The organism is Oceanobacillus sp. FSL K6-3682 (assembly GCF_037976165.1).
In the GTDB taxonomy this organism is placed as follows: Bacteria; Bacillota; Bacilli; order Bacillales; family Amphibacillaceae; genus Oceanobacillus; species Oceanobacillus sojae.
Map to the genome: position 1 here is coordinate 3,138,363 of NZ_CP150263.1, position 21,688 is coordinate 3,160,050.

Genomic DNA, 21,688 nt, shown 5'->3' on the forward strand with positions numbered 1-21,688 from the left:
AAATCATTTGTTCATTTTTGATTAGTATAAATCAATAAAATTTTAATGTCAACGCTTTCATTAGATTTTTTATTTAAATATTTCCTAATTAATAGAAATTTATTCGGGTTTTCTTGACTTTTTGATAGAAAATTGCATTTGTTCCACTTTGTGAACGTTTTTTGAAATATTTATAAAATAAATTTTCATTCATAAGAATTTTACAGTCATTTAATCTGCAATAAAAAAAGGTCTTATCCCAGAGAGATAAGAGCCTTCTTAAAATTATAAGTATTTAACCATTGTAACATGCGGAATACCTGCATCCAGAAATTCTCCAGAAGTAACCTCATAGCCCAGCTTTTGATAAAAATCCTGTGCATGTGTCTGTGCGTTTAGCTTAGCTTTATGAAAATCCCGGTTTTTGATTTCTTCTTCCATCTTAAGCATTAATTTTTTCCCGAGAGATTTTCCACGCTGCGATTTCAAGACACAGATTCGTTCCAGCTTACCGTAACCATCTTCCGTGAATCGTAAACGGGCGGCAGCAACAGGGAGTTCATCCTCATATGCAATAAAATGCGTTGCAGTTTTATCAAATTCATCTATTTCTCTTTCCGGCGGTACGTTCTGCTCCTCAACAAATACCTCTGACCGGATTTGATATACAGCTTCTAACTCTATAGGAGCAGTCGCAATCTTTACTAACATGAATATTTTATTCCTTTCCCAATAAAAATGTTTCATAAACCGTCCAGGAGCCATTTTCTAATTCATATAACAGCTGGAAACGGTCAATATAATCTTTGATTTCAAAGCCTTCCATTTTCAATCTTCCTACAATATCTCTGAATTCATCATGCACCAAGTCCTGTGCAATCGTAATGTGCGGCACAAAAGAATGGTCCTGGTTATTTTCAAATATCCCCTGCTGCAGCTGTTCGTTCAGCATCTTTAATTGTTCAATCGGTTCAACTTTTAAATAAATAGTGTTTGTTATTGGTTCAAAGGTACTGACTTTATTAATATGGATATAAAAAGGATCTACACTTCCCGCAACTTTACGCAATTCCTGAGTAACTTCATCTATCTTCTCAGGGTCTGTTTCAAACGGGTACTTTAATGTAATGTGTGGAGGGATTAAAGAGTACCTTGGGTCATAACGTTTTCTTAATGCATTGGCTTGATCCTGTACAGTTTTTGAAGGGAAAATCGCGATTCCATATTTCATTAATACAACCTCCTGGTATTATATTATTTATTATAAGCTATATATAATCTATATCTACATAAGTATAGCAAAAGAAAATGAAAATAGAAATTTTAATCAAACAATGTTGTCAATAGACGCCGCATATCATTTTGCCAATACTTCCAAGTATGAATGCCGTCTTCTAATTCGTGATACGTATAAGCTGCTCCGGCTTTTTCCAATGCTTTATTTAATTTCCGGTTGGGTTCTACAAAATCAGCTGTATTCCCATCACTCATTTGAACCTCTGTTTCTTTTGTACCAATTGTATGGTAAATATCCAGAGTGGACAAAGGCTTCGCCTGCTCTACATATGCTAATACCGTATCATCAACATATGGAGATTGAATACCTATCTTTCCAAATGTATGCGGGTATTTCATTGCTGTCATCAATGCAAGTGTACCTGCCAGAGAATCACCGATTAAAGAACGCGATTTCCCCATATGGTATGTCGGTATGAAATCATCTAAGTAAGGAACAACCTCACGAACTAGAAAATTTATATACGCTTCATTCTGTTCGCCAGATGGGTGATATTTCTTCCTGCGGTCATATTTATCTTTATAGTGAATACCGACAAAGACAACATTGTGCATTTCTTTTTCATCATGAAGCTTATCGCTTAATGTAGCAATTCTTCCCATTTGAAAATAATCTTTTCCATCCTGCATAATACAGATTTCATATTTATACAGTTCAGAAAAAGTCTCCGGGTGATAAATCTGTAATGTCATGGTCTCTTTTAAAAAAGAGCTGTCTATTTCTTTTTCAATCATTTTTCCTTTTCTGCGCAAACGTCCCACCTCAGCCTTTTTATAATATAGCAATAGTCTATCATTGTATGATCGGCCTGTCACTTGAAGCATTTTTATTGATAAAGCTGATAATACTTTCCCTGCAGGTTCATTAATTCCTGATGATTTCCCTGCTCCATGATTTCCCCATTTTCGAGCATAATAATTTCATCTGCTTCCCGAATAGTATTAAGCCTATGGGCGATAACAAAACTAGTTCGCCCCTTCATCAGACGTTTTAATGCTTCCTGAATTTTTAATTCTGTTACGGTATCAATATTACTGGTTGCTTCATCAAGTATTAAAATTTTAGGTTCTGCTAATAATGCGCGTGCAATGGTCAATAGCTGTTTTTGACCTTGGCTTATACCGCTTCCATCCTGATCCAGTATCGTATCATATTTATCCTGTAAAGATAGAATAAAGTCATGGGCATTGGCATCTTTAGCTGCCTGCTCTATTTCCTCGTCAGTTGCTTCCAGTCTTCCGTAACGAATGTTTTCACGGATGGTTCCGTGAAATAAGAAAGTATCCTGTAACACAAAGGCCATATGTTTACGAAGGCTGGAGCGTTTTATTTTTTTGATATCAATACCATCCAATGTGATCTGGCCGCTATTATAATTATAAAAGCGGGAAATAAGGTTAATAATAGTTGTTTTTCCGGCTCCGGTATGCCCTACAAACGCAATCATTTCTCCCGGTCTTGCCTCAAAGCTGATATCATTCAGAATTTTAGCTGATTCATAGCCAAAGCTTACTTGATTAAAAACAAGATGACCTTTTGTATCTGGAATCTCTACAGCATCTTTCTCATCGATTTCTTCTCCAGTTTCATCCATTACCTGAAAGACTCTTTCTGCACCGGCGATAGCGGATAATAATAAATTAAATTGGTTGGATAGTTCGTTTAAAGGTCTAGTAAATTGTCGTGCGTATTCTGTAAAGATAACAATTGTCCCTACAGTCACCAGTGATCCATCTGAGGTGATAACAAGTACCCCGCCTACAAAGGCAATCATTGCAAAGCTTAAAAAATTCAACGTATTCATGATTTTAGGAATAAACCCGGAGATTGTTAATGCCCAAAAACCTGTGTTCTGCAAGGATTTATTTCTTTGCTCAAACTGGCTGGTTACGTAATCTTCCTGTGAATATGTTTTGACAACGTGCTGACCGGAAACGATTTCTTCCACATAGCCGTTTACATCACCCAAGTCACGCTGCTGCAGTTTATATAATGGCCCGGTTCTTCTAGTAATCCAGCGCATTGAAAAAAACATGACAGGAATAATAGACATCGTCACTAGTGTTAAAACAGGACTCAAATAAAGCATAATACTGACTGTCCCTAGTAAGGTAAGGATACTGGCAAAAATTTGAATGACAGACTGGTTCAATGTGTTATTAATATTATCTATATCATTTGTTAACCGACTCATTAATTCTCCGTGCTGCCTCTTGTCAAAATAGGAGATAGGCAGCCGGTGAAATTGTTCAAACAGGTTTTTCCGCAATGTATATACCGTTTGCTGTGAAATATCGACCATCCAATAGTTTTGGAGAAACAGTGACAAAGAATGGATAATATATACAATAACCAGCCCCACAAGTAAAAGCCCCAGTCCATTAAGCTGCTGGACCGCAATAAAATTATCAATTGACACCCCTACGAGAAATGGTCCCAAAAGAGCAAATATCGAACTGATAAAAACCATCAAAATGACAAGAAATAATTTTCCCTTCTCCATCTTTAAATAATTCCAAATCTGCTTTAAGGTTGCTCCCATATTTTCTGCTTTTTTAGAATCAAATTTGTTCACATTCGATAAATCAATCCGTTTATATTGAAAGGCCGCTTTTAAAGAGTTATTTCGCATGGAGAACCTCCTTTTCCTGCTGTGATTCCGCGATAGCCCGATACAAATTAGAACGGCTCAGCAAATCTTCATGTGAGCCTATGTCCAGAATCTTTCCCTGATCGAGCAGGAGAATGCGATCTGTTTTTTTAGCAGTGGCTATTTTTTGTGTAATTAGGAGTACAGTACACTGATAATTATTTAATGCCTTCAGGAATCGTGCTTCTGTAGCTAAATCAAGAGCACTCGTGCTGTCGTCAAGCATTAAAATCTCCGGTTTACGGATAAGTGCTCTTGCAATGGATATACGTTGTTTTTGTCCACCTGAAAGATTAACTCCTTTTTGACCGACTCTTGTTTCATATTGATGTTCCAAATTTTGAATGGTGTCATGGATTTGTGCATCCTTAGCAGCTTGAATCACTTCTTCCATCGTTGCATCCTTTTTTCCAAAAGCGATGTTATCAAAAATGGACCCGGTAAATAAAAGCGGTGACTGGGGAACATAGCCGATACTATTTCGTAAAGCTTTAAATGAATAGCCATCTAAAGGTATGTCATCTATATATATCCTCCCTCTTGAAACTTCATAAAGCCGGGGCATTAACTGGAATAAAGAAGTCTTCCCGGAACCGGTTGCTCCTATAATCGCAAGGCGTTCACCAGAATTTACGGAAAAAGATATATCGGACAGTGTTTCAGCTAATTCATCTGGATAGCGGAAAGAAACATCTTCATAAACAATACAGCCTTTAGATACAGAATAATCCGTCTGCTTCTGTTTCTCCCCTTCTCCATCATCCTCTATCAGTACCTCATTAATTCGCTCAACAGATGCTTTTGTCCTAGAAAGAGCCATAATAATGAAAGAAAACATAGAAATAGACATTGCTACCCGTAGTGCATAATTAATCATCGTAACGACTTCTCCTATATTTGCCTGACCATTAATCGTTTGAATACTTCCAAACCAAATAATAAAAATTAAGCTTAAATTCATCACAAAAAGTAAAATTGGTCCAGTTGATTCAACGATTCGAAAGGTTTTCCTTGTCGTTAAAGCAAGCGTACGGTTAGCATTATCAAACCGGTTTTCTTCTGTGTAACGACGTGTAAAGGCTTTGATAAGTCTCATGCCGGCAAGGTTTTCCTGCATCACTCGATTGACACTGTCCACTTGACTCTGGACCTGCTTAAATAATTTACTTGAGATTTTTAATACCCACAAAAGGAATAGAACAAGAAGCGGTACAGTAATTAGAAAAATTAACGCCAACCGGGCATTTACCATAAAAGCCATAATAACACCGCCAATTACAGTCAAGGGTGCCTTTGCCATAATACGAAGAACCATGAAAACGGTATTTTGAATCTGCCGGATATCATTTGTAAACCTTGTAACCAGAGAGGATGTAGGATATTTATTCAATTTTGCATAGGAAAAGCTTTGAATCTTTGCAAATAATTCTTTTCGTAAATCATAAGCATAGGAAAAACTGACATGAGATGATAGAAAAGAATTCAGAACTCCTGCAAGGAATGATAATAAAGCCAAACCAATCATAATTGATCCCCAGAACACAATATTCTGGATATCCTGATTCACAACCCCCTGATTAATCATTAACCCTAAGAAAAGAGGGAGCAATAACTCTACTGCCAGCTCGATTAGCATAAGTGAAAATGCAATAATCGAAGGAAATTTATATGGACCTAAATAAGAAAAAACTTTTCGCAAATAATCCACCTACCAACCAAAAAGTAAAAGTATTCAGAAATTCAATTAAAAATAAATTATTTATTTTATTATAGAATGAACGCTGATAAATAAGCCAGTATTTAGTTCGGGTTTCGAAATGATGTTTAAAGTCATCATAACCCGCTGTTATTTGGAGTATTTCTGACATTATTCTAAATTAATTGATGTCGCCAAGATACACTGGGAATTCTTTCCTTGAAATATAAGCAATAATCTTATCTCTTATTGCCTGAGGGTATAAACGATAATTCATTAAATCTGATATCGTCAGCCGTTCAACACTTATTTGCCCATCATCAGGTACAACACCATTTCCTATCTCTTTATTACTGCTTTTAATTTCACATGAAAACATATACTCTATCTGATGCAATTCAGAATCAAACTCAAAATGCTCATGATTTTTCCCGATATATTCTCTTATAAACAGGAGATTACCTATTTCGACATCTGCATTAATTTCTTCTATACATTCTCTTTTTAATGCTTGATGCAGTGTTTCTCCATGTTCTTGACCACCGCCAGGTAAAATAAAATAATATCCATCTTTATCTAGTTTTTTTATGGCTAACAGTTGTTTATCCTGAATAATAATTGCTTTTGCTGAGTTTCTTATGTTCATTGGAACCCTCCTTTGAAATAATATAAATTGAGTACTGTTAAAAAAGAAAAAAGATACATTTAATTTGGTAAGTTTCCTTATCCCCTTAAAGGCTTCATAGTGTCATTTCCAAATTATAGATTCATTATAGAACTTCATTCAGTTAAGAAAAGTCCTTTATAATTTCGACAACTTCTATGCGACCGTCGATTAAGGTTTCAACTAACGGTTCTTTTCCAAATCTATTAAGTTTATTAGCCCAATAGTAATCTGCGTTTTTGTTATTTACCTCCTCATCGCCAGTTCCATCAAAAATATTTAAGCATCGCCATTAAATCTTCTGCCGTCTGTTCGTAATTTTACGATTTGATAAACCTTTCTGTTACTATTTATAAATGAAGCGGCCCACATTTCTGCATCTGATAAAGTTTTTGAGGTGTATAAACAAGACATTCTCGATGGATAGTTTGTATATTTTTCCTTTCTGACTTTTTCTAAAGCTAATTCTCTATATGTTCTGACTGTCCAATAATCTAAATTTGAATTTATAAATTTTGAAAGTTCATCCACGGGATGATCACCGTCTAATATTTTTTTACAAGTCATGACCCGATTATAAATTCCATTATAGTGATTTTCGTCAAAAATGATTACTTGCCCTGGCTGCATAGACTTTTCAGTAACGACATGATACAAATACAATTCCAAGAGTATTGTACTCCCTTCCATCTTATGTTTTTATTGAGAATCAGGAAAACACAATTGCTTCTATATTAAAGTTTCATCATTTTACGAGATTATCCCTGACATATCCAAAAAACGTCATTTCGCCATGTTCATCCTCAGAAATACGATAAGGTTCAATCTGATCAAAGTATCGCCGGACAAATCTTCCTTCACCTACCGGATAGATTTCAATATAAAGATTACCTGAGAATCTTACAAAGTATAATTTGCCATTAATAAGTTCTACTTTGATCTTATTTTTTAAATAGGTACCGCAATACTTTTTAAGTTCGTTCTCACTAAGAGGGATTTCTTCAAACTTTGCTGGAATATCTACCTCAACATGATGGAGAATATCCGCAATTGCGTTGCCCAATCTATATTGATTGATAGCTTCATTATTTGAAAGTATGATAATACAAATATTTCCATCAAAATAATTCTGCATATAAGTACTTATTCCAAGATGGTCTCCCCCATGTGAGTATCTTCCCGTTCCATAAACATGATGATATTCCAACCCATAGCAGTAATTATTTTTATTCTCATTAAAAAATCGATTATACGCTTTCTGTGATAGTATTTTTCTATCACGTAAGCAGATGTACCATTTATATAAATCATCACAGTTAGAAATAATTGCTCCAGCACCGATACTAAATTTTTCGTTATAATATGGACTTTTGATAATCACATCAAAATCTTTCACATAATTACCGGATCTGTTTTTAATAATTTTACATCCGTCATCAATATCGCTATTCATCATATTCAAAGGTAGAAATATGCTGTTCCGGATATAGTCCTCATACCTCTCTCCCGTTACATTTTCAATAATCCATGCAAGCAAATTATAATTTACATTATTATAATCATATTTCACATCTGCTGGAAAAACAGGTTCTTTATTTATATACCGTTGAAAGAAGTCGTTTTTGGAATAGTCCATTCTATTGTATCCAGAGAAAAAATCATTTTCAAAATTATAGAAATTGCTTAAACCTGATGTGTGTGATAATAAATGATGTATAGTTATTGATTTGTCAATCTTCATATCACCAGGAAGAAATAAAGATGCCGGCTTATCAATATCCAATACACCCTTATCATGCAGGAGCATAATCGCAAAGGCAGTAAATTGCTTGGTCATGGAGGCGATTGAAAAGCATGAACTTATATTATTTTTGATTCCAAACTCAATATTCGCATAACCGTATGCGTTTTCAAAAAGAATGTCATCATTTTTTATAACTTGAATAACCCCGTAGAAGTCCCACGATTCCAAATATTCGTTGATATATGCATCTATTTTTGATCTTATTTCCTGCATCAGCATCCACTCCTTAAAAATAAAATTAAATACTCTATTGATTCCCGATCTCTCCAAAAAAACCTTCAAAAACGAAAAAAGACACATCCATAAATAATGTGTCTTCACGCAATTAGAGAGAAATTATTCCCTATGAACCGCTTTAAGTAAATGACTCCGATTGGGCTCGAACCAACGACCTCTTGCCTGTCAAGCAAGCGCTCTCCCAGCTGAGCTACGGAATCGTATGTAGGTACAATACATATTATACAGCCTAATGGAAAAGAAAACAAGCTAACAATATTTGTATCAGCATTATAATTTTGTAGTTTAATGAAATTAGTAGAATACTACAACTATCAAACTGATAAATACACTTAAATTAAGAAATTATCATTCATAAATATAATTATTTCCTATGCCTTATTTTCAGCACTATAGTACGGCGTTTCCTTAATAAATCAGGATTATTATAATATTAAAACACATAAATGAAAGCGTTGACATAAAATTCCCATTCATTTATACTAACCAAAAATGAACAAATGATTTTTTATTTGCACTTTTGTTCAAAAATTAATGAATAAGTTTCTTATACGAAATAACAAGGGAGTGATTTGATTACCAAAATAAGTATCGGAACTAACAAGAAGTTTTATTTTCATTATACTTAAAGCAGATTAGAGATTATTATCAAAAATTACTTCATATGGATTACCTCGTCTTTGCCTATATTTATATGACTGTTAGAAAGAATTTACAGTAGTATGCCGATTCTATCCTAATTAATGGAAATAAATGAAGTGTACAGCAGCTATTCAATCATAATAGATATTTTATAGTAAATTGCTGAAATGAGGAGGAATAAGTAAATGGATTTAGGAATTAGAAATAAAACAGCACTTATCACTGGGGGATCCAGAGGTATCGGAAAAGAAATTGCTTTATCTCTCGCTAATGAAGGTGCAAATGTTGTTATTACCTATCAAAGTAATCAGGCAAAAGCTGATGAAGTGATAAAAGCTGTGGAAGCTGCCGGACAAAAGGGACTTGCAATTCAAGCCGACCTGGCAAATATGGATGACGCTGTGTCTATTATTTCCCAAAGTATCGAAGCATTTGAGACAGTAGATATTCTCGTAAATAATGCAGCAATCTGGCCTACAGGCTACGTGAAATCCATTAAACTAGAAGATTGGAAAAGAACCTTAGACGTAAACCTCACTTCTGTATTCCTGACATCCCAGGCGTTTTTAAATCATTGTTTAGAAAAAGAACTGCCGGGAAATATTCTAAATATAACATCTCAGGCAGCTTTCCATGGTTCAACTACCGGTCACTCACATTATGCAGCCAGCAAAGCCGGAATGGTTGCCTTCACAAAATCTATGGCACGCGAACATGCAAAGGATAATATACGTGTTAACAATCTGGCACCTGGTATTGTAGAAACAGATTTGATTCGGGAAAAATTAGAAACTGACGCCCCTTCTTATTTAAACCGTGTTCCGTTGGGCAGAGCTGCACAACCTGATGAGGTTGCTGATATAGCCGTCTTTTTTGTTTCCAAAAAAGCCAGCTATATTACTGGAGCAACAATTGATGCTACCGGCGGAATGCTGATGTGATAAAATTCGAATTTTAGGGAGGAATTAAAATGTCCTTAGTTGCAATTTTAGCTGCTTTTGGCGGCGGCGTATTCGGTGCACTCATTGGTGGTACAACAGCCTTTATCTTTACAGGATTTTTAGGAATGGCCGGAGTTGCTGCAGCTGTAGCAGCAGGCAGTACATTAATTTTAGATTATGTTGCTTTTGGTCCATTTTTTGGCCCGCATGTAGCCTTCGTCGGAGCTGTTGCGGCAGCGGCTTATGCAGGAAGGATTAGTAAGAAACATTTAGAAAGCGCTACCTTTATTGACAATCCAGTTAATGCAAAAACAATTCTTGGCGACCATGAAGATAAAGACAAAATTTTTGCCGAAGATGACAGGCATGTTGATGGCGCAGATACAACTGTTCCGTTATTCAAAACAACAGACCCAATGGTACTTATCGTCGGCGGTATATTTGGTATTTTAGGCTATTTCGTTGAATATCTATATGGACCTATTTTAGGTATTCCAATTGATACAATTGCTTTAACAGTGGTTACATTCGCTATTATTACCCGTTTCTTATTTGGTCATTCCGGTTTAACAGGTATTTTCCCTACAGATGAAAAACGCTTTCCTTTTTCGGGAAAAATGTTACTCTTCAACGCTATTTGGGGATTTGCATTTGCCGGCCTTGTAGGTTATGCAGCAATTGCGTTAGATATTGATAATATTGGTTTCACTATTAGTGCAGCCTCTCTTATTTTCTTATACTTCGGATTAAAATTTCCTGTATCCCACCACGTATCTATGGTGGCCGGCCATGCAGCAATTGCATTAGCAAGTCCATGGTTAGCAGCATTATTCGGTTTATTCGCTGTTATTACAGGGGAATATGTGCAGCGCCTTTTTAACACACATGTTGATACACATATTGATATGCCAGCAATTGTAATCGCATTCTGGAGTTTTATTGTTTTGGGAGTTATTGCACCATTTATTTAAAATCATTAGAAAGCTCATATTTGCTAAATCATCAAAAGCGAATATGAGCTTTTCTTATCTGCCGGATTGCTGACAACATGTTTTCTTACCCGGTACGAAGTAACCCCCCACTTTCGTTTTTTATTACTATTGCAGAAATCCAATATATCTATACTTAACTTGTACCTCTCAGTATAGATTTCTATCTTCAGAAATTCAGTGCCCGCTCAAAGCTTCTTTTACAGGATGATTATTTGATAAGAGCAAACATCTTTCATTCAGCTTACATTCCTTTTCTTTTTAGGTACATTTTTTATCCGCTTCTGTACACAATATAAAATACTGTGTAAAAGATAAAGGAGCGTATCATATGTCTAGTTACATGAGTATGTTTGTAGAGGTTATCTTTGGATTTTTTGCTTTGTTTTTAATCACAAAAATCTTAGGAAAGACTCAAATTTCTCAAATTACCCCATTTGATTTTATTTCTGCATTACTATTGGGGGAATTAGTTGGGAATGCTTTATTTGATCCAAATGCAGGAATAGGAGAAATAGCCTTTGTTGTAGCTCTTTATGGTATTCTTATGTATATTGTGGAAATTATTTCACAAAAGTATAAGCGGACACGACATTTACTTGAAGGAAGTCCAACAATAGTAATTTATCGTGGAAAGCTTGTCAGGGATATGATGAAAAAAACCAAGCTGGATATTAATCAGCTGCAGCATCTTTTGAGAGAAAAAGACGTATTTTCCATCAGTGAGGTTGAATTTGCCGTGTTAGAAGCAAACGGAACCGTATCCGTTCTCAAAAAAACAGATTATCAAACGCCTACACGCAAGGATTTGAAATTATCTCCTCAAGATGTAGCTTTACCAATTACTCTTATTAATGATGGGGAAATTATAAAAGATAACATGGAAGAGAAAAACCTTCCAGTTTCCTGGTTGGAGGAATCTATTCGCGAACAGGGTTATAAAGATATTTCAGAAATTTTCTATGCAGAATACACAAAAGGAAATCCCTTATATATTGTCCCTTTCTTTAACCGGGAGCATCAAAAATATAGCGATTTTGATTGAGTTTAATCTTAAAACTCATAGAAGACGCTGTGAATGTCTGCCCCGTCGAAAACATTTTCTTAACGTATAAATAAAAGAAGCATTCCTCTTATAATAAGAGGAATGCTTATATATATTTGTTTACATATCTTCCTTTACCTGTGATTAAGGATGAGTCTAGTGGCAGGTCTAAAGGCTTTTGAGGTTCCGATCTATTGCGGTAATAACGGTCATATGTTGCACTAAGCTCCTGATGTCTCCGCTCTAACTGAACTTTAAAGGAACCTTCTATATGATGGTCTTTTCTCTGTGTCGGCTGCAGCCTTTGCTGATAATCAATATATTGTGAGTTCTGTACCGGAAGAATATATCCCACCCTCTGCACCTCCCTTATATATTCATTTATATATACCCCGTGCAAGAAAAATGAAACCGTTTTATTTATACATTATTATATACAGATTATTTTATGTTGTATAGTCAGAATTTTATTTTTATTGAAATAGCCCTTCCTCATAGCTACACTCGCCCACACCAACACTGGGAAGACACATATCCTATAAGGAAAGAAAATTCAAATTGTGAAAGGAGCATTTTCTCATGGGTTGTGGAAAAAATTATGATACTGGAAGTTGTGTTGCAGATATTTTAAAAGACATTGTTGATGCTCAAAACGATATTGTAGAAAACTGCTGTGATACGAGCTGTGAACAATCAATTAATGACCTTTTATGCACAAATGAGGTAACTAATGATTTAGACACGGTGCCTGTTATTTTATACTGCAAAGATTGCAAACCATTTAAAGGGTTCGGCACAACAAAAAATCATCACAACAAAATGAATCCAATTTTATCTAGTTTTATTTTCAGAGTAAAGAAAGTAGATAAAGACAATTGCGCTATTCTTGAGTTACTACTCAGTGATGGAGAAAGCTGTGGATTTGATCATATGAAGGACCCTACTGATCAAAATACAGAAGACCTGGAAGCAACAGGTATTTGTATCACAGTAGATTTAGATTGCTTTTGCCATGTTACCTGCCTGCCGGCAATCAGAGCATTTCATTAAAATAATTTTCATTAGAAAACTTGGTTGTCACCAAGCCTTTAGGTGACAACCTTAGTTACACTTATGCAGTAAGAAAGTATAAACTTTCTTAACTGCCAAAAGATACACCATCCAGGGAGGCCCTCCCGGATGGTGTCTTTTAAAATCCTAATAAATGAATGTTTTCAATATCTTTTATTGCAATCTCTATTTTGTTTTTTCGATTATTTAATTGTAAAGCCAGTGTATCCGAATTGTTTTCACGAATTACACCGCGATACTTCTTCTTGGAAACTGTGATTATTTCACATTTTATAGGAGGAGCAAATTCAGAGCGGTTTGTTAAATAGCTTATTTTTTCTATAATTGTCATTTCCATAAACTTCTTCTTACTTGATTGCTGTTCAGTTGTTTTGGAGCTGTCCCCATCCGAATTTTTCCCGTCTTTGGACTGCTTTCTTTTCGCCTGCGGAACAGATTTCATCTCCGTTTGCCTTTTTCGCCTGTAATCACCAACATAATTTTCTTGCATTGGAGCTGAAAATTCCTTCAGCTGAGGCTGGCTAATATAGAGTAAAGGAGCCTGCGCTTTGTTTTTATTTGTCATCGTTCATCCACCTCTTTTGGCTTTCTTAGCTTATCTTTTATAGTGTATGAACCTAGAAATTGATTTGTGTCTGGCCTGATAATTACTCTAATTAACCAAAAAAAGACTGTCGCCAAAAAATAGCGACAATCCTATTTCATCCTTATTATCAAATTAAATAACTCATAAATGCAGTTGCCATTCCGAAATAAATCAATGTGGAAATAAGGTCATTGATTGTTGTAATAAAAGGTCCTGACGCCACTGCCGGGTCAATATTCAACCGGTTCATCAGCATTGGAATAAGAGCACCTGCAAGTGTTGCTACGAGAAGAGAACCCATAATAGATAAGCCTAAAAGAATACCTAAATAAATATTGCCCTGCCAGATAAAAATGATAGTAGCAAGAATGATTCCGCAGAATATACCATTAATCAGTCCCGTTAATGCCTCTCGCCCCAAAAGCTTCCATTTCCCGGTATTTTCGAACTCACCTGTCGCCATACCACGTACGGATACAGCAAGTGCTTGTGTTCCTGAATTACCTGCCGTTCCACCAATTAAAGGAATAAAGGCCGCTAAAATAGCTACTTGCTCCAAGGTCTGTTCAAAACTGGCAATTAACGTAGCAGTCAGCATACCTAAAAATAGCAGGATAACCAGCCAGGGAAGTCTTTTTCTTGCAGAACGGATCGCTGTGTCATCTTTAATATCCGTATTGGACATCGCTGCTAATTTGGAGTAGTCTTCACTTGCCTCTTCTTCCATAACGTCTAAAATATCATCGACTGTGATAATACCAAGAAGATGATCTTGAAAATCAACTACCGGAAGTGCAAGGAAATCGTAATCTCTAAACATCTGTGCAACATCTTCCTGGTCTTTTGCGACTGATACAGCAACCACTTTGGTACTCATAACTTCTTTAATCAAAGTATCACTATCTGCAATAATTAAATCTCTGATAGATAAGACACCTACTAGGCGTTTGCTATTATCCAGGACAAACAAGTAATAAATTGTCTCTGCATCGGGTGCTTCTTTTTTTAATTGCTGCATAGTCTCTGCAACGGTCTGATCCTCAAAAAGTACAACATACTCCGTGGTCATGATACTACCAGCGGTTTTTTCCTCATAATGAAGAAGCTGTTTTATATCATCAGCAGATTCTTTATCCATGATGGTCAAATAGCTTACTACTTTTTCTTTATCCAGTTCATTTAGAATATCTACTGCGTCATCGACAGGCATTTCACTAAAAATCATCGCAGCATATCTCGGATCCATCTCCTCAAAAAACTCAATGACATCATCTAAATCAATGTTAATTAATATCTCTGACATTTCTTCAGGAGATAAATACGTGTATATCTGCGCTCTTCTGCCTTCATTCTGCTGTTGGAAAAATACTGCTTGATCATATGGGTGGATTTCGAGAAATTCTGTCCGAAACTCCTCCATATTTTCATTTTCTAATGCTTCTTGAACTTTATCAATGTGTTCTTGAAACTGTTCTTCATATTGAACATCATATTGATCCTTTTTCATAGCAGTTCCTCCTTTCTTTTCGCTAATTTTTATATACTTACACATCCTACCCTATTTTACAAGAAGCGAAACAAATAGCAAGCCTTATCTATAATAAAAAGACTTTCCATTGTGATTTTATCAGTTGTTATTTTGCTGATCATTCACTTAAAATTAATCATTATTATTAGATCTATAAGCTGCCGAGAACGCTGCTTCTATTAGTATAGAAAAGGGTAATACCTCCTTTTTATATCTTTCACCCTCTCTTTTTTGTTGGCTAAGGTAAACTTTATTACCCATCACTCACTTTATGTATTTCGTTTCTATTTGTCAAGTATATTTTGTAAATGCTATTATTTTGCATTAAGGAAACATTTTGTTCTGCTAATTTATTTTAATGATTAGGCTGCTATATTAAATATGTTTAACACCAATAGGAAAGAAACGCTTAAAGGCAAGAATACGTTTTGTATTGAATATGAGGTTGATTACAGCGAAGGAAAATAATTGTATTCAATTTTACATGCATTAGCTAAAAAAAGTTATACTATAGAAGTAAAGCTACATTCATCGACAATAGGAGGATATAGGATGCAATTAGATATTATTGGAGATGTGCATGGATGTTTGGACGAGCTTCTGGAATTGCTGGAAACACTTGGATATCGTCAGGAGAACAGCTCCTATGCTCATCCTGGAGGTAACAAGCTAGTATTTGTAGGAGATTTGACAGATCGCGGACCAAATTCCACAGCTGTTATCCAGCTTGTCTATCAATTAGTTAGAGAGCAGGAAATAGCCTATTATGTACCAGGAAATCACTGCAATAAGCTCTATCGTTATTTTTCAGGAAACCAGGTGCAGGAAAAACACGGTTTAGAAACGACGGTTGCTGAATGGAAAAGCTTAAACGAAGCTCAAAAAAAGAACATTCAGGAAAAGTTTATGACACTTTACGAGAATGCTCCTTTGTATTTATATTTTGAAAACCTGAAGTTAGTTGTAGCCCACGCAGGGATTAAAGAAAATTTAATCGGGCAGATGAATTCCCGCACAAAGACATTTGTTCTCTATGGTGATATTACCGGTAAAACAGATCATCTGGGCCGCCCCATCCGTCGGGATTGGGCAAAGCATTATAAAGGAGAGCCTTGGATTGTTTATGGTCATACGCCAGTTTTAGAGGCACGCCAAATTAATCGGACAATCAATATAGATACAGGCTGTGTCTTTGGAAATAAGCTGACCGCTTACCAGTTTCCAAAGCAGAGGATTGTTTCTGTACCCTCAAAACAACCCTTCCAGCCTGATCGTTTTACAGATTTCACTGCTGATTAACGGCTAATTTTTCTTTACACGCAGCAATATCCAACGGGAGCCCGCAATTAAATTTCATTCTTTTATTTTGAAAAGGATGCAGCCATTCTATTTCCGCACAATGCAGTGCCTGGCGGGAAATAACATCTGCCTCTCCACCATAGAGAGTATCACCAAGCAGCGGATGGCCTGAATAGCTGAAATGAACACGAATTTGATGCGTCCGCCCGGTTTTCAGCTGAATACGCAATAGAGAAGCTCCTTTTAATACCGACAATGTCTGATAGTCCGTAACTGCTTCCTTCCCTTCTATCCAATTTACCTCCCGTTCTATTATCGAGGTTTTCTTCCGGGCGATTGGTGCATTTATAGTGCCGGCAGGAGGATTTATTTCACCTGAAATAATCGCTTCATACATACGTTGAATCTCATTCTTTTTTTGTGCCTCTGACAACAAGGCGTGGACATAACGATTTTTTGCAACTAAAACAAGACCAGACGTGTCTCTGTCTAATCTTGTTACAATATGCACTGTTGCCGGGTGCCCAGATGATTGATAATAGGCCTGAATTCCATTTGCCAGCGAATAATGACGGTCATTCATAGAGGGGAGGCATGCCTGTCCAGCCGGTTTGTTTAATACTAAATGGTCTTCATCCTCATACTCAATTGAAAGGTCCATTTCTGTTGCCTCAATACTGCCTATAGCTTCTTCCGGAAATATAACAGTTAATTGATCATTCAGCTTAAGCTTTTCTGTTATATAACTGTCCACTGTATTAATTAAAAATTTGCCGCCCTCTTTTTTCATTGCAGTCAGCAGTCTTCTTGAAAAACCTTGTTTTTCCTGTAAAAATTCCTTAATGGTAAGCTTGGCGCTCGTTTGATCAATCACCCAGCTTTTTTGTATGCTTGCAGTCAACTTAGTCCACCTCAGTAACAAATGAATCTCTCACGCGATGCCAAAAAGGAAATTGTCTGAATCGTGCAAAGCGTATTTTATCCTTTGCCACACGGCATTGAATCGATTTGACTTCATGATAATTTTTCGTAAAATGGTCGATTTGAATTAAGAAAGAATTATCTACCATCGGTTTTAAAAAACATGTATGGTGTTTAGGCAAGACTAATGGTGAACCGATAGTACGGAAAACACGATTATTGATCGAAGCATTTTCCGTTATTTGAATTGCTTCTAAGGATGGATGAATAATCGCCCCTCCTAACGCCTTATTATAAGCTGTACTTCCAGAAGGCGTGGATATACAAATTCCGTCGCCGCGAAATGTTTCGAAATGTTCACCTTTCAATTCCACATCTAAAACAACAGATGATCCATCTGCTGTTTTAATCATTGCTTCATTTAAAGCAAGATGCCTGTCTTCCTTTTTACCTAAATCATCCCGAATGATTACTTCCATCAATGGATATTCTACAGTTTGAAATGGAGTTCTAGCAATCTCAATCAAGAGCTTCTCCACTTCATCCTGCGTCCAATCCGTATAAAATCCTAAATGTCCGGTATGAACCCCGATAAAAGCTGTTTCCTTTAAACGATGAGTGTAACGGTGGAAGGCTTCTAAAAAGGTCCCGTCGCCGCCAACTGAAATGGCTAAATCGGGCTCTTCTTTATCATATTCCAATCCAAAAGACTCCAAATATTGCCGCATCATGGTTTTTATTTTATTTGATCGCTTGTCTCCTCTAGAAACAATTTTAAACTTCATTATATCTTCCCATCCTTTATCTATGATTTACGATGAAAAACACGTTGGGCTTCATGGATTTCGCTTCTGATTTTAGACATTTCTTCATCTAATTTAAAAGCAGCTTCGGCAGCTTTTTGCAAACGTAACTTAACCTCTGAAGGTAATTTCCCCTCATATTTGTAATTTAAGGAATGCTCATTGGTTGCCCAAAAATTCATCGCAAGTGTACGTATTTGAATTTCAGCTAAAACCATAATTTGACCTCTGACCGTTTCAACTGGATATTCGATAATCATATGATAAGATCTATAACCGCTGTCTTTTTTATGAAAAACATAATCTTTTTCTTCAATAATTTGAAAATCACTGCGTTTTCGCAGCATCTCAACGATAGGATAGATATCATCAACAAATTGACAAACAACTCTTATCCCTGCTATATCCTGTAATTTATCTAAATTCTCAAGAGGAATCTGCCTTTCCCGTGCCTTTTCAATAATGCTTGGTATCGGCTTTACCCTTCCTGTTACAAATTCAATTGGTGAATTGCTGGATTCTCTTTCGTATTCAGAACGAATCCCTTTTAACTTTACCTTTAATTCTTCTACTGCCTGTTTATAAGGCGCTAAAGTTTTTCCCCAGTCCATCGAACCACCCTATATGTAAACTAATATAATCCTCTTTATTTTATCACAGAGTAGCATTAGTACAAAGGAAAGAGGAAATTAAAAAAATACTGTCTATATTACAACCTGTTTCCCAGAAAATACAAGCTGCTATTTTCTATAGATATAGCCGTCGTTTCTCTGTCCGTTATACAACATTGACTATTGTATAGAGGTTTTCTTTTTCCAGCCGTGTCATTTAAACTGTTTGTTAAGCCTACTCTCATAGTTATTTTTTGCAATGCTTCTCAATACAAGCCATAATAGAGATAATCTAATTTTAGAACTGGAGATTTATGAATGAGCCAAGAAGTAGAAATTGAATTTAAGAACCTGTTAACTATCCAGGAATATAATCTATTAGCCGAGGATTTATTCTCACAGGCGGAAATGATAGAGCAGACAAATTATTACTTTGAAACAGATTCCCTTGATTTAAAAGCAAACCGGTCTGCATTACGAATACGTAAAAAGAACGAAACATATACTTTAACATTAAAAGAACCTCATCCAGACGGATTATTAGAGACACATGACACACTGTCAGAAAAAGAATTTCTGTCATGGACTTCTGGGAGGCCAACAGAAGCTCCGAATGTAGCAGAACAGTTGAGACAGCTATCTGTCAATTTGTCATCCCTAAATTATGCAGGAAGAATGACTACCTTCCGAAAAGAAATACCTTATCAGGATACATTAATTGTTTTAGATAAAAGTATTTATTTAGATACAGAGGATGCTGAACTGGAATTAGAAGCAGCTTCAAAACACTATGGAGAAAAGGTTTTTAACAGCTTATTAGCAAACTATCATATTCCTGTCCGGAAGACGCCTGCTAAAATAGCACGTTTTTTTCACCAAAAACAGAGAATTTCTTTGTAAAATGAGATCATTTATAAACCGGTATTTATTCTCAGTAAACAACAATTATTATGTATCTATTGTAATAACTAATAAAACTTAATCTATCTGTTACGGTACAGATTATTTGATGAAGTGAATCCATATTGCTACAATACTATTACAAGGAGCACTAATTATGAAACAATTTAAAAGAGAAACTGTATATAATGGAATTGGCGGTTATGAAAAGATGGAGGAGATAGTGGAAACATTCTATGGATATGTTAAGCAAAACCCTGTTCTGATACCACTATTTCCAGAAGACTTAACAGAAACAAAGCATAAACAGAAATTATTTCTCACACAATTTTTTGGCGGCCCCAGGCTCTATGAAGAAGAACGGGGACACCCTATGTTAAGAAGACGGCACCTTCCTTTTCCAATAACACCAAGTGCCAGAGATGCCTGGTTAGCTTGTATGAATCAGTCACTAGTAGAAAATAAAGTAGAAGAACCATATTTTACGGAAATGATTGAGCGTTTGACATTGACCGCCAATCATATGATGAACACCCCTGAATCTTAGAAAGGAGCATTCAAAATGAATGGGAATCAACAAGAACTATCATCTTCTAATCAAATAGACCCTACTTTTAACTACATGAAATATGTGCAAAAACCGATTGAAATGTATGTTTTTATTGATCCATTATGTTCTGAATGCTGGGCACTGGAGCCTTATCTAAAAAAATTGTATGTTGAATACGGACGTTTTTTTACGATAAAGCATGTAATCAGTGGACAATTGACTGCATTAAATCCAAATGGATTAAATAAAATCAAACAAAAAAAACCATCTCGATTAGCTCCTTTTTCAGCCAGCTACGAGGATCTTGATTATCCCTGGGTTCCTGCTCTTGCTATTAAAGCTGCTGAATTACAAGGTAAAAAGGCCGGAAAACAATTTATCCGAAAAATTCAGGAGACTTTGTTTTTTGATAAACAGAATATCTGTAATGAAGAAATTCTATTAAAATGTGCAGCGGGTGCAGCCTTAGATTTAGAAGAGTTTCATAGGGATCTATTCTCTGAAACTTCCAAACGTGCATTACAATGTGACTTGAAGCTTGCATGTGAGATGGAAGTAGATTATACACCTACCATTGTTTTATTTAACCAGGAAGTGGAAGAGGATGGTGTGAAGCTTTCCGGTCTTTATCCATACGATATATATGAATTTGTCTTAAAAGAAATTTTACAGCGCACACCAATCCCATCTGTGAAACCTCCTTTAATTAACTATCTGAAGCTGCAGCAGACAGTAGGGACCAGAGAAGTGTCTGTTATCTATGACTGGTCTATTGACCAGACAGAAAAAGAACTGAAAAAACTGCAGTTCCAGCAAATTATTGAAAGGATACCTGAAAAAAATGAATCGTATTGGAGATATCTCGGAACGGTGTAAATGGTGATACAGGCAGATTTAACAGACCTGTTAAATGCACTTTTTATCTTCTAATACTATAAATAAAATCTGATCCGGATGAAGAAGCCAGGATTAGGTTTTATTTATATAGTGCAAAAAAAAGATACACGGGGCAGCGTGTATCTTTTTTTTCCGTCTTTGTATAATTACAAAGGGGGGATGGGAGAAAGTTTCATGATCAAACAAAAGGGGTATTTGTTTGTAATCAACTTACAATTATATTTTAGCAAGTTCCTTTTCAAATTTCAATAACTATGTTCATCTTTTCACAAAATATTCACTTCTAAGATAACAACTCGGACATATAATTCAATACTAAGAAGCAAAAGCCATTTTTAATAAAGGAGGATTTTTTATGCGACGCAATTATTTTCCTCTCTTATTCGTATTATTAGTTATTCTTGCCTTTTTCTTCAATTTATTAGGATTTATGAATATGGTCCCGATTTATATAACGCTCCCTTTATTACTCGCATCTATTTATTGTATGCTTTCTTCCATTGCTTATCAAAACACAAAAGGATATCGGCGATAAGATTAAAAATGAAATCAACTATATATCAAACGGCCAGGCAACC

The 21,688-nt window shown here is 35.7% G+C and carries 23 protein-coding genes and 1 tRNA gene; 9 read left to right on the top strand and 15 right to left on the bottom strand.

The genetic code is table 11. The features are described 5' to 3' along the window. Nucleotides 1–264 precede the first annotated feature (264 nt). From MHH51_RS15660 to MHH51_RS15700, 9 genes are all read right to left on the bottom strand, one after another. Nucleotides 265–690 carry a GNAT family N-acetyltransferase gene (locus tag MHH51_RS15660; RefSeq protein ID WP_147211004.1) on the bottom strand — a complete coding sequence of 142 codons (426 nt, stop codon included), beginning with the start codon at nt 688–690 and terminating at the stop codon, nt 265–267. Nucleotides 691–697: 7 nt separating this feature from the next. After that, entirely contained in the window at nt 698–1,210 is a 513-nt protein-coding gene (locus MHH51_RS15665; protein ID WP_147211003.1) for a YjcG family protein, read from the bottom strand. A gap of 92 nt (nt 1,211–1,302) precedes the next feature. After that, nucleotides 1,303–2,028 (bottom strand): alpha/beta hydrolase-fold protein, encoded by a 726-nt coding sequence (locus MHH51_RS15670; RefSeq protein ID WP_156985984.1) that lies wholly within the window; start codon nt 2,026–2,028, stop codon nt 1,303–1,305. A 74-nt stretch (nt 2,029–2,102) separates the two neighbouring features. Continuing rightward, entirely contained in the window at nt 2,103–3,908 is a 1,806-nt protein-coding gene (locus tag MHH51_RS15675) for an ABC transporter ATP-binding protein (protein ID WP_339282464.1), read from the bottom strand. Next, nucleotides 3,898–5,625 carry an ABC transporter ATP-binding protein gene (locus MHH51_RS15680; protein ID WP_339282465.1) on the bottom strand — a complete coding sequence of 576 codons (1,728 nt, stop codon included), beginning with the start codon at nt 5,623–5,625 and terminating at the stop codon, nt 3,898–3,900. Before MHH51_RS15680 ends, MHH51_RS15675 begins: the two co-directional genes overlap by 11 nt. 178 nt (nt 5,626–5,803) lie before the next feature. Further along, nucleotides 5,804–6,268 (bottom strand): NUDIX domain-containing protein, encoded by a 465-nt coding sequence (locus MHH51_RS15685; RefSeq protein ID WP_156985981.1) that lies wholly within the window; start codon nt 6,266–6,268, stop codon nt 5,804–5,806. A 297-nt stretch (nt 6,269–6,565) separates the two neighbouring features. Then, a complete protein-coding gene (locus MHH51_RS15690) occupies nt 6,566–6,955 on the bottom strand; it encodes a DUF2441 domain-containing protein (RefSeq protein ID WP_339282466.1) in 390 nt (129 codons plus the stop codon). Nucleotides 6,956–7,031: 76 nt separating this feature from the next. Then, entirely contained in the window at nt 7,032–8,303 is a 1,272-nt protein-coding gene (locus tag MHH51_RS15695; RefSeq protein ID WP_339282467.1) for a serine hydrolase domain-containing protein, read from the bottom strand. A 151-nt stretch (nt 8,304–8,454) separates the two neighbouring features. Then, nucleotides 8,455–8,527 (bottom strand) — tRNA-Val (locus tag MHH51_RS15700). A 627-nt stretch (nt 8,528–9,154) separates the two neighbouring features. On the opposite strand from MHH51_RS15700, the gene MHH51_RS15705 reads away from it, so the two are divergent. The 3 genes from MHH51_RS15705 (at nt 9,155) to MHH51_RS15715 (ending at nt 11,944) form a co-directional block, all read left to right on the top strand. After that, a complete protein-coding gene (locus MHH51_RS15705; protein ID WP_339282468.1) occupies nt 9,155–9,910 on the top strand; it encodes a 3-oxoacyl-ACP reductase family protein in 756 nt (251 codons plus the stop codon). Between the two features lie 29 nt (nt 9,911–9,939). Beyond that, the gene (locus tag MHH51_RS15710; RefSeq protein ID WP_339282469.1) at nt 9,940–10,881 is read left to right on the top strand and encodes a hypothetical protein; all 942 of its coding nucleotides are present in this window, start codon (nt 9,940–9,942) and stop codon (nt 10,879–10,881) included. A 349-nt stretch (nt 10,882–11,230) separates the two neighbouring features. After that, entirely contained in the window at nt 11,231–11,944 is a 714-nt protein-coding gene (locus tag MHH51_RS15715) for a DUF421 domain-containing protein (RefSeq protein ID WP_147210994.1), read from the top strand. Nucleotides 11,945–12,050: 106 nt separating this feature from the next. Here the strand turns inward: MHH51_RS15715 and MHH51_RS15720 are convergent, their stop codons facing one another. Continuing rightward, nucleotides 12,051–12,299, bottom strand: a complete 249-nt coding sequence (locus MHH51_RS15720) for a hypothetical protein (RefSeq protein ID WP_339282470.1) — start codon at nt 12,297–12,299, stop codon at nt 12,051–12,053. Nucleotides 12,300–12,523: 224 nt separating this feature from the next. On the opposite strand from MHH51_RS15720, the gene MHH51_RS15725 reads away from it, so the two are divergent. After that, complete coding sequence (locus MHH51_RS15725) at nt 12,524–12,994, top strand: CotY/CotZ family spore coat protein (protein WP_147210992.1); 471 nt, start codon at nt 12,524–12,526, stop codon at nt 12,992–12,994. A gap of 139 nt (nt 12,995–13,133) precedes the next feature. On the opposite strand, the gene MHH51_RS15730 is transcribed toward MHH51_RS15725, so the two are convergent. Then, complete coding sequence (locus MHH51_RS15730; RefSeq protein ID WP_147210991.1) at nt 13,134–13,580, bottom strand: CotO family spore coat protein; 447 nt, start codon at nt 13,578–13,580, stop codon at nt 13,134–13,136. A gap of 148 nt (nt 13,581–13,728) precedes the next feature. Next, nucleotides 13,729–15,108, bottom strand: coding sequence for a magnesium transporter (mgtE, locus tag MHH51_RS15735; protein ID WP_147210990.1), 1,380 nt, complete (start codon nt 15,106–15,108; stop codon nt 13,729–13,731). Nucleotides 15,109–15,681: 573 nt separating this feature from the next. Between mgtE and prpE the strand changes: the two genes are divergently transcribed. Next, complete coding sequence (gene prpE, locus MHH51_RS15740) at nt 15,682–16,428, top strand: bis(5'-nucleosyl)-tetraphosphatase PrpE (RefSeq protein ID WP_339282471.1); 747 nt, start codon at nt 15,682–15,684, stop codon at nt 16,426–16,428. Here prpE and MHH51_RS15745 read toward each other — a convergent pair. From MHH51_RS15745 to MHH51_RS15755, 3 genes are read right to left on the bottom strand one after another with little or no spacing between them, the layout of a single operon-like run. Then, nucleotides 16,415–17,329 carry an RluA family pseudouridine synthase gene (locus MHH51_RS15745; protein WP_339282472.1) on the bottom strand — a complete coding sequence of 305 codons (915 nt, stop codon included), beginning with the start codon at nt 17,327–17,329 and terminating at the stop codon, nt 16,415–16,417. The genes prpE and MHH51_RS15745 overlap by 14 nt on opposite strands. 1 nt (nt 17,330) lies before the next feature. Continuing rightward, complete coding sequence (locus tag MHH51_RS15750; protein ID WP_147210988.1) at nt 17,331–18,134, bottom strand: NAD kinase; 804 nt, start codon at nt 18,132–18,134, stop codon at nt 17,331–17,333. 20 nt (nt 18,135–18,154) lie between these two features. Further along, nucleotides 18,155–18,763 (bottom strand): GTP pyrophosphokinase family protein, encoded by a 609-nt coding sequence (locus MHH51_RS15755; RefSeq protein ID WP_147210987.1) that lies wholly within the window; start codon nt 18,761–18,763, stop codon nt 18,155–18,157. Between the two features lie 318 nt (nt 18,764–19,081). On the opposite strand from MHH51_RS15755, the gene MHH51_RS15760 reads away from it, so the two are divergent. From MHH51_RS15760 to MHH51_RS15775, 4 genes are all read left to right on the top strand, one after another. Then, the gene (locus tag MHH51_RS15760; protein ID WP_339282473.1) at nt 19,082–19,663 is read left to right on the top strand and encodes a CYTH domain-containing protein; all 582 of its coding nucleotides are present in this window, start codon (nt 19,082–19,084) and stop codon (nt 19,661–19,663) included. Nucleotides 19,664–19,820: 157 nt separating this feature from the next. Beyond that, complete coding sequence (locus tag MHH51_RS15765; RefSeq protein ID WP_147210985.1) at nt 19,821–20,210, top strand: globin; 390 nt, start codon at nt 19,821–19,823, stop codon at nt 20,208–20,210. A gap of 15 nt (nt 20,211–20,225) precedes the next feature. Beyond that, nucleotides 20,226–21,089, top strand: a complete 864-nt coding sequence (locus tag MHH51_RS15770; protein WP_339282474.1) for a ClpXP adapter SpxH family protein — start codon at nt 20,226–20,228, stop codon at nt 21,087–21,089. Nucleotides 21,090–21,465: 376 nt separating this feature from the next. Continuing rightward, nucleotides 21,466–21,645, top strand: coding sequence for a hypothetical protein (locus tag MHH51_RS15775; RefSeq protein WP_077600936.1), 180 nt, complete (start codon nt 21,466–21,468; stop codon nt 21,643–21,645). Nucleotides 21,646–21,688: the final 43 nt, after the last annotated feature.

What these genes read in the sequence shown, in the direction of transcription:
- MHH51_RS15660 (WP_147211004.1), bottom strand. Translation starts at nt 690, where the DNA reads ATGTTAGTAAAGATTGCGACTGCTCCTATAGAGTTAGAAGCTGTATAT.
- MHH51_RS15665 (WP_147211003.1), bottom strand. Translation starts at nt 1,210, where the DNA reads ATGAAATATGGAATCGCGATTTTCCCTTCAAAAACTGTACAGGATCAA.
- MHH51_RS15675 (WP_339282464.1), bottom strand. Translation starts at nt 3,908, where the DNA reads ATGCGAAATAACTCTTTAAAAGCGGCCTTTCAATATAAACGGATTGAT.
- MHH51_RS15685 (WP_156985981.1), bottom strand. Translation starts at nt 6,268, where the DNA reads ATGAACATAAGAAACTCAGCAAAAGCAATTATTATTCAGGATAAACAA.
- MHH51_RS15695 (WP_339282467.1), bottom strand. Translation starts at nt 8,303, where the DNA reads ATGCAGGAAATAAGATCAAAAATAGATGCATATATCAACGAATATTTG.
- MHH51_RS15705 (WP_339282468.1), top strand. Translation starts at nt 9,155, where the DNA reads ATGGATTTAGGAATTAGAAATAAAACAGCACTTATCACTGGGGGATCC.
- MHH51_RS15710 (WP_339282469.1), top strand. Translation starts at nt 9,940, where the DNA reads ATGTCCTTAGTTGCAATTTTAGCTGCTTTTGGCGGCGGCGTATTCGGT.
- MHH51_RS15715 (WP_147210994.1), top strand. Translation starts at nt 11,231, where the DNA reads ATGTCTAGTTACATGAGTATGTTTGTAGAGGTTATCTTTGGATTTTTT.
- MHH51_RS15725 (WP_147210992.1), top strand. Translation starts at nt 12,524, where the DNA reads ATGGGTTGTGGAAAAAATTATGATACTGGAAGTTGTGTTGCAGATATT.
- MHH51_RS15730 (WP_147210991.1), bottom strand. Translation starts at nt 13,580, where the DNA reads ATGACAAATAAAAACAAAGCGCAGGCTCCTTTACTCTATATTAGCCAG.
- mgtE (WP_147210990.1), bottom strand. Translation starts at nt 15,108, where the DNA reads ATGAAAAAGGATCAATATGATGTTCAATATGAAGAACAGTTTCAAGAA.
- prpE (WP_339282471.1), top strand. Translation starts at nt 15,682, where the DNA reads ATGCAATTAGATATTATTGGAGATGTGCATGGATGTTTGGACGAGCTT.
- MHH51_RS15750 (WP_147210988.1), bottom strand. Translation starts at nt 18,134, where the DNA reads ATGAAGTTTAAAATTGTTTCTAGAGGAGACAAGCGATCAAATAAAATA.
- MHH51_RS15755 (WP_147210987.1), bottom strand. Translation starts at nt 18,763, where the DNA reads ATGGACTGGGGAAAAACTTTAGCGCCTTATAAACAGGCAGTAGAAGAA.
- MHH51_RS15760 (WP_339282473.1), top strand. Translation starts at nt 19,082, where the DNA reads ATGAGCCAAGAAGTAGAAATTGAATTTAAGAACCTGTTAACTATCCAG.
- MHH51_RS15765 (WP_147210985.1), top strand. Translation starts at nt 19,821, where the DNA reads ATGAAACAATTTAAAAGAGAAACTGTATATAATGGAATTGGCGGTTAT.
- MHH51_RS15770 (WP_339282474.1), top strand. Translation starts at nt 20,226, where the DNA reads ATGAATGGGAATCAACAAGAACTATCATCTTCTAATCAAATAGACCCT.
- MHH51_RS15775 (WP_077600936.1), top strand. Translation starts at nt 21,466, where the DNA reads ATGCGACGCAATTATTTTCCTCTCTTATTCGTATTATTAGTTATTCTT.